Source organism: Rhodoplanes roseus (assembly GCF_003258865.1).
Lineage (GTDB): Bacteria > Pseudomonadota > Alphaproteobacteria > Rhizobiales > Xanthobacteraceae > Rhodoplanes > Rhodoplanes roseus.
In genome coordinates this window covers 1-6,878 of sequence record NZ_NPEX01000289.1, presented here as the reverse complement: position 1 = coordinate 6,878, position 6,878 = coordinate 1, and the positions used below count along the sequence as shown (strand labels likewise).

General features: G+C 69.6%; 5 protein-coding genes. 2 read left to right on the top strand and 3 right to left on the bottom strand.

Features of this window, described 5'->3' with window-relative positions:
• Positions 1-166: 166 nt before the first annotated feature.
• The 3 genes from CH341_RS26010 to CH341_RS26000 all read right to left on the bottom strand — a co-directional run bounded on the left by CH341_RS26010 (position 167) and on the right by CH341_RS26000 (position 4,030).
• Positions 167-1,102 carry a phosphate acetyltransferase gene (locus CH341_RS26010; RefSeq protein WP_111421873.1) on the bottom strand — a complete coding sequence of 312 codons (936 nt, stop codon included), beginning with the start codon at positions 1,100-1,102 and terminating at the stop codon, positions 167-169.
• Between the two features lie 89 nt (positions 1,103-1,191).
• Complete coding sequence (locus tag CH341_RS26005; RefSeq protein WP_111421872.1) at positions 1,192-3,450, bottom strand: DUF3141 domain-containing protein; 2,259 nt, start codon at positions 3,448-3,450, stop codon at positions 1,192-1,194.
• Between the two features lie 127 nt (positions 3,451-3,577).
• Positions 3,578-4,030: a hypothetical protein gene (locus CH341_RS26000; RefSeq protein ID WP_111421871.1), complete on the bottom strand. Its 453-nt coding sequence runs from the start codon at positions 4,028-4,030 to the stop codon at positions 3,578-3,580.
• A 208-nt stretch (positions 4,031-4,238) separates the two neighbouring features.
• Between CH341_RS26000 and CH341_RS25995 the strand changes: the two genes are divergently transcribed.
• Together CH341_RS25995 and CH341_RS25990 are read left to right on the top strand one after the other, a co-directional pair.
• Positions 4,239-5,342 (top strand): efflux RND transporter periplasmic adaptor subunit, encoded by a 1,104-nt coding sequence (locus tag CH341_RS25995; RefSeq protein ID WP_111421870.1) that lies wholly within the window; start codon positions 4,239-4,241, stop codon positions 5,340-5,342.
• A 4-nt stretch (positions 5,343-5,346) separates the two neighbouring features.
• Positions 5,347-6,878: efflux RND transporter permease subunit (locus CH341_RS25990; RefSeq protein WP_146604627.1), on the top strand; the 1,532-nt coding region annotated here is incomplete at its 3' end.

The following is a 6,878-nucleotide window of genomic DNA, read 5'->3' as shown; positions in this document are numbered from 1 at the left end:
TCGGCGCCGACGGCGTGGAGCCGCGGGGCGGTGCCGACGCCCTCGATCCGACCCTCGACGAGGCGGCGCAGCAGCCGCGCCGGTCCCGCCTCGAACATCTGCAGCTTGAGGCTGGAGGAGCCGGCGTTGACGACCAGGATGGTGTCCATGGGCCCTGCTCGGCGGTTCAGCTCGGCGGCACCGCGAGGGCGGTGCGGCGGGCATGGGCGTAGAGCACGGCGACGGCGCAGGAGGCCATGCGGGTGCGCACCGAGTCGGCCCGCGAGGTGAGGATGATCGGCACCCGGGCGCCGAGCACGATGCCGGCGGCGTCGGCCCCGGCCAGGAAGGTCAGGTTCTTGGCCAGCATGTTGCCGGCCTCGAGGTCGGGCACCACGAGGATCTGGGCGTGCCCGGCGACCTCGGAGCGGATGCCCTTGATGCGCGCCGCCTCGGGGTCGATCGCATTGTCGAAGGCGAGCGGGCCGTCGACGATGCCGCCGGTGATCTGGCCGCGCTCGGCCATCTTGCACAGCGCCGCCGCCTCGATGGTCGAGGGGATCTTGGTCGTCACCGTCTCGACTGCGGAGAGGACCGCCACCCGCGGCGTGCCCAGCCCGATCCGGGTGTAGAGGTCGATGGCGTTCTGGATGATGTCGCGCTTGGCGTCGAGATCGGGCGCGATGTTGATGGCGGCGTCGGTGACGAACAGCGTGTCGGCGTGGCTCGGCACGTCCATCACGAAGACGTGGCTGATCCGCCGTTCGGTGCGCAGCCCGTTCGCCGTCGCGGTGACGGCCCGCATCAGCTCGTCGGTGTGCAGGCTGCCCTTCATCAGCAGCTCGGCGCGGCCCTCGCGCACCAGCGCGACGGCGCGGGCCGCCGCCGCGTCGCTGTGCGGCACGTCGACGAGCTCCAGCCCGGCGATGTCGAGCCCGAAGCGCTCGGCGACCGCGGCGATCTTGCCGGCGGGGCCGACCAGGATCGGAACGATGATGCCGGCCTCCGCCGCCTCCACGGCGCCGCGCAGGGACGTCTCGTCGCACGGATGGACGACGACGGTCGGCACCGGCGGCAGCGCCTTGGCGGCGGCGATCAGCTTCTCGTACTTGGCGTGGGCCACATGCGGTGCGGCCGCAGCAGGCGGATCGGCGACGGCCGGATCGTCGGTGATCGTCACGGCGCGAGCCTCCTCGGAGCGGGTTGGTGGAGCTAGGACGCCTCCCGGATGGTGCCGTCGCCGCCGCCGACCACGGTCAGGGCCGGCGTGCCGGCCTCCCCCGTGAACATGCGCGCGATGCGGCGCAACCGCACCTCGACCTCGCCGGCCGGCTCGCCGCAGGCCGAGAGCACCTCACGCAGGACGCCGAGCGCCTCGGCCCGGGCGGCCTGGTCGTCCGGCAGCAGCGACGGGATCGCCGCCACGGCCGCCTCCTGGTCGATCATCAGCATGAAGAACTGCTCGCGCAGCAGCGCCTTGAACTCGGCGAGCGGGATCGTCCGGGTCTTCTCGCTGGCCTCGCGGAGGCGCCGGATGGTCTCGAAGCCGCGCTCGTCGACGCCGCCGCGCGGCAGGCCGACATAGACGAGGGCGCGGATCACCGCCTCGCGCAGCCCGCCGCTGGCGAAGCGCGATCGGATCTCGGCGATGCGGCGCTCGACCAGCTCGCGATGCAGGGCGCTCTTGCCGGCCCGGTGCAGCGGCTTCTCGGAGGTCGGGTCGATTCCGTAGAAGGCCTGCACGAAGGGCGAGCCGTAGAAGGCTTTGAACATCGCCTCGGTCGCGCCGTCGCGGACGTCCTTGTAGGCGTCGAGGCCGGCGACGATCTGCTTCGATACCGCTTCCTGCACGGCCAGGAACGGGTTGTCGGCCGCCACCGGGCGGCGATGCTGCCGCACCCAGTCGGCCGCCGGCGCCAGCGACTTGGCGAGCGGGTTCTCGTCCGAGAGGAGCTCGTATTGCAGCCGCGCCGGGTGCATGCGGTACAGCATCTCGGCGACCGGCGGCGTCACCATGGCGCGCACCATCGGCTGCACGAAGGTCTTGTAGAGCGCCAGGTTGGCCTCCGACATGCGCGCCACCGTGGCGAAGCGCCGGTCGTCCTCGATCGTGTTGCCGCCGAGCGCCCGGATGTCGTCCAGCGTGCGCGCCTCGCAGCGCATGATCCACTCGCCGTGCGCCAGGTCGGGGTTGGCGGACGTCCCGTCCTTGGCGGTGAGCACCGCCTCGTAGAGGCCAGGCGGCAGCACGTCGATCAGGTCGATATTGCTGGCGAACTCGTCGTGCTGCTTGCGGGCGACGCCGCCCGACACGAAGATCCCGAGATGTCCGACGGACTCGTGCACCGAGTAGACGATCGTCTGGCCGTAGGAGCGGATCTCGTTCACGTCGTCGTAGAGGTCGAGGATCCAGCCGAGCGCCTGCTGGGGCGGCGTGATGTTGTCGCCCTTCGAGCAGAACACCACGATCGGCGAGCGGATGTTGCGCAGGTCGATGGCGACGCCGTTCGAGGTCGTCACCTGCCCGGCGGCGAGCTTGTTGCCGACGAACAGCTCGTCGACGATGAACTGCATCTCCGCGCCGTTCAGGTTGACGTGGCCGCCCCACCAGCGCTCGAAGCTCAGATAGTTGGGCGCTTCGGTGTCGACCTTCGCGTAGAGATTGTAGGGCTTCTTCCAGAACGTGTTCGCCGGATTGAGGTTCTCGAAGTTCTCGACCAGCCAGGCGCCGTCGAAGCGGCCGCCGCCGAGATCACTGGTGAAGGCCGTCACCCAGCTCCCGCCCATCAGGCCGCCGGTGTAGCGCATCGGATTGAGGCCGCTCTGGCCGGTCCAGTAGGAGAGCGGCGAGCCGGCGACGATGATCGGGCCGAACAGATCCGGCACCACCGCCGCGAGCATCATCACGGCCCAGCCCGCCTGGCAGTTGCCGATCACGCAGGGGCGGCCCTCCGCCTCGGGGTGCAGGTCGATCACGGTCTTCAGGAACAGCGCCTCGGCCCGGGCGATGTCCTCGATGGTCTGGCCCGGCATCGGATCGGGCAGGAAGCCGACGAAGTAGCAGGTGTGGCCGGCCTTCAGCGCCACGCCGATCTCGCTGTCCGCCTTGAAGCCGCCGATGCCGGGGCCGTGGCCGGCGCGCGGATCGACGATCACGAAGGGGCGCTTCTTGGGGTCGATCACGACACCGGCGGGCGGCACGACGCGGACCAGGCCGTAGTTCACGGGCCGCTCCAGCGTGCGCCCGTCCAGCACCAGCTCGGCCTGATAGTTCAACACGTTGGGGGCCGCCATCGCCATGTGCTCGCGATAGCCGTTGCCGCGCTGGCGCAGCACGTCCCAGAACAGGATGGAGCGCTGCGCATAGTCGACCAGATAGTCGGCGGCGCCGAGCGCGGCGTTGCCGCCGCCGAGCGCGCCGGTGCCGAGCGCGAACACGTCCTGCGCCGACGTGGTCCGGTCCGTGGTCATGGGAGACTCCTGTTGGTTTCGGCTCGGAACTTCAACGGCCGGGCACGGGATGTCCGGCGATTCCGGTCGGGCCGTCCGGTCGGGCCGTGCGATCACGGCGGGAACGCGGCCGCGCGCCCGCGGACCATCATCCCCAGCAAAGCGACAATCCGATGTCGCCCGGCATGCCGTTCGGGAACTCGACCACCTGTGCCTTGATGCGGTAGCCGCGCGGCCTCATGTGCCGGTCCCAGAAGTCGTACAGCTCCTTCGGCAGGCCGGTCAGCGTCGCCTCCCAGCCGGGCTCCTGGTTGTTGATGGCGCGGCCCCGGTCGGTGCAGAGCTGGTTGGGAAACCTGATCACCTGCACCTCGGCGAGCCCGTTGGCGACCGCGCGATTGACGATGGCCGCGGCACGCTGCAGCCGCTCCTCGTCGTCGACCCCCGACGGCTTGGTGAACTTGTCGAGCAAGGCGGTCTTCTCGGCGTCCTCGTGGGCCTTCAGCCGCATCGCCTCGCTGGCCTTCTCGGCCTCGGCGAGCGTGATCGCCTTCAGGCAGTCGGCGGCCGTGGGAAGGATCGAAGAGACGGGTCCCGACATCGTGACCTCCGTTGCGGGGTGACCTCCGTTGCGGGGTGACCTCCGTTGCGGCGTGACCTTTGTTGCGGCCTCGTCGAATTTTTCAATACGTCACAGTCGCGACGGCAGTATGATGCAAACGATCGCGCCGGTTTTGACGGGGGTCAAGACACGGCCGGCGTATGCCCGGATTCGTGTTGGCCAGGGCTCCAGGGGACAGGAGAAAGACATGCGAGCGTGGGTCTGCGCGGCCGTCGTGGCGTTCGGGCTAGCCGGCCCGGTCTACGCGCAACAAAGCGGCGGCGAGGCCGTGCCGGTCGGTGTGGTCAAGGCGGAGCGCCGCCCGATCAACCAGTCGATCGATTTCGTCGGCCGCGTCGACGCCGTCAACAAGGTCGAGATCCGGGCCCGCGTGAAGGGCTTTCTCGACGCCGTCCAGTTCAAGGAGGGCGACGAGATCAAGACCGGCGCGCCGCTCTACGCGATCGAGAAGGGACTGTTCGAGGCCGATGTCGAATCCGCGCAGGGCGCACTGGACAAGGCCAAGGCGTCGCTGACGCTGGCCGGCCTGCAGCGCCAGCGCGCCGAGGATCTCCTGGCGCGCAGCTCCGGCACCCAGGTGGCGCGCGACCAGGCCATCGCCGAGGAGCTCTCGGCCAAGGGCTCCGTGCTGAGCGCCGAGGCGAGCCTCGCCACCGCCCGGATCAATCTCGGCTACGCCCAGATCTCCTCGCCGATCGACGGCAAGGTCGGCCGCACCGCCATCACCAAGGGCAACGTGGTCGGCCCCGATTCCGGCGTGCTCACCACCATCGTCAGCCAGGACCCGATGTACGTCACGTTCCCGATCAGCCAGCGCGCGCTGACCGAGGCGGCCGAGAACGGCGGCCGCAAGAGCGCCGACGAGCTGATCGTCTCGATCAAGTTCTCCGACGGCTCGACCTACGACCAGACCGGCCGGATGAACTTCGTCGACGTGACCGTGAACCGCACGACCGACACGGTGCTGGCCCGCGCCAGCATTCCCAATCCGCGCGGCCAGCTCATCGACGGCCAGTTCGTCCGCGTCTCGCTCCAGACCGTGCAGCCCGAGGAGAAGGTGCTGATCCCGCAGTCGGCCCTGATCGCCGACCAGAAGGGCACCTACGTGTTCATCGTCGACGACGGCAAGGCGGCGGTGCGCCGCGTCACCGTGAGCGCCTCGGTCGGCGCCGACATCGTGGTCGATTCCGGCCTCTCCGGCGGCGAGCTGATCATCGTCGAGGGACTGCAGGGCGTGCGCGCCGGCATCGCGGTCCGCGCCACGCCGGTGCAACCGGTCGGGCGGAGCTGAGGCGATGCTCTCCTCCATCTTCGTCGACCGGCCGCGCTTCGCCATCGTCATCGCCATCGTCACCACCATCGCCGGGCTGGTGTCGCTGTTGGCGATCCCGTTCGCCCAGTACCCGGACATCCTGCCGCCCCAGGTGTCGGTGACGACCTCCTATCCGGGCGCCTCCGCGGCCGTGGTGGAAAGCACCATCGCGCAGCCCCTGGAGGCCCAGGTCGTCGGCGTCGACAAGGCGATCTACATGAAGAGCGTGTCGGGCGACGACGGCAGCTACTCGCTGCTCGTCTCCTTCGAGCTCGGCACCGATCCCGACATCAACACCGTCAACGTCAACAACCGCGTGCAGGTCGCGCTGTCGCGGCTGCCCGCCGACGTGCGCCAGCAGGGCGTCACGGTGAAGAAGAAGTCCTCGGCCATGCTGGGCGTCGTCGCCCTGTCGTCGCCGAAGCAGACCCACGACGCGCTGTTCATCTCCAACTACGTCACCATCAACCTCCTCGATCAGATCAAGAGCACGCCCGGCGTCGGCGACGCCAATCTGTGGGGGCCGCTCGACTATGCCATGCGGGTGTGGGTGCAGACCGACCGGCTCACCGGCCTCGACCTGACCACCGGCGACATCGTCGCCGCGATCCAGTCGCAGAACGTGCAGGCCGCGGTCGGCCGCATCGGCGCCCGGCCGATCTCCGACGACCAGCGCCTGCAGCTCAACATCCAGACCAAGGGCCGGCTCGCCACCATCCCCGAGTTCGAGAACATCGTGATCCGGACCAATCCGGACGGCTCGGTGCTGCGCCTCTCGGACGTCGCCCGGGTCGAGCTCGGCGCCGCCACCTCGGACACGACCACCGAGCTCAACGGCGCGCCGGCCGCCGCGATCGCCATCTACCAGGCGCCCGGCGCCAACGCGATCACCACGCTCGACGCCGTCAAGACGATGATGCGCGACGCCGAGAAGCGCTTCCCCGAGGACCTGACCTGGAAGGTCACCTACGACCCGACGACCTTCGTGAAGGCCACCATCCACGAGGTGCAGAAGACCCTGGTCGAGGCCTTCGTCCTGGTGGTGCTGGTCGTCTATCTGTTCCTCGGCAGCTTTCGCGCGACGCTCATCCCGACCGTGGCCGTGCCGGTCAGCCTGATCGGCACCTTCATCGTGCTGCTGGCGATCGGATACTCGGCCAACTCGGTGTCGCTGCTCGCCGTGGTGCTGGCCATCGGCATCGTGGTCGACGACGCCATCGTGGTGGTCGAGAACGTCGAGCGCGTGATGGAGGAGTTCCCCGAGCTCTCGGTCGCCGACGCCACCAAGAAGGCGATGACCGAGATCACGGCGCCGATCGTCGCGATCACGCTGGTGCTGCTCTCGGTGTTCGTGCCGGTGGCCTTCATCCCCGGCATCTCGGGCGAGCTGTTCCGGCAGTTCGCCGTCACGGTCGCGGTGGCGATGCTGCTCTCCGCCGTCAACGCGCTCACCCTGTCGCCGGCGCTGTGCGCCGTGCTGCTGAAGCGCCACCACGGCCCGCGGCGCGGGCCGAT

Excerpts from the sequence above, each read along its gene's own strand:
- CH341_RS26000 (WP_111421871.1), bottom strand. The coding sequence starts at position 4,030 with ATGTCGGGACCCGTCTCTTCGATCCTTCCCACGGCCGCCGACTGCCTG.
- CH341_RS25995 (WP_111421870.1), top strand. The coding sequence starts at position 4,239 with ATGCGAGCGTGGGTCTGCGCGGCCGTCGTGGCGTTCGGGCTAGCCGGC.
- CH341_RS26005 (WP_111421872.1), bottom strand. The coding sequence starts at position 3,450 with ATGACCACGGACCGGACCACGTCGGCGCAGGACGTGTTCGCGCTCGGC.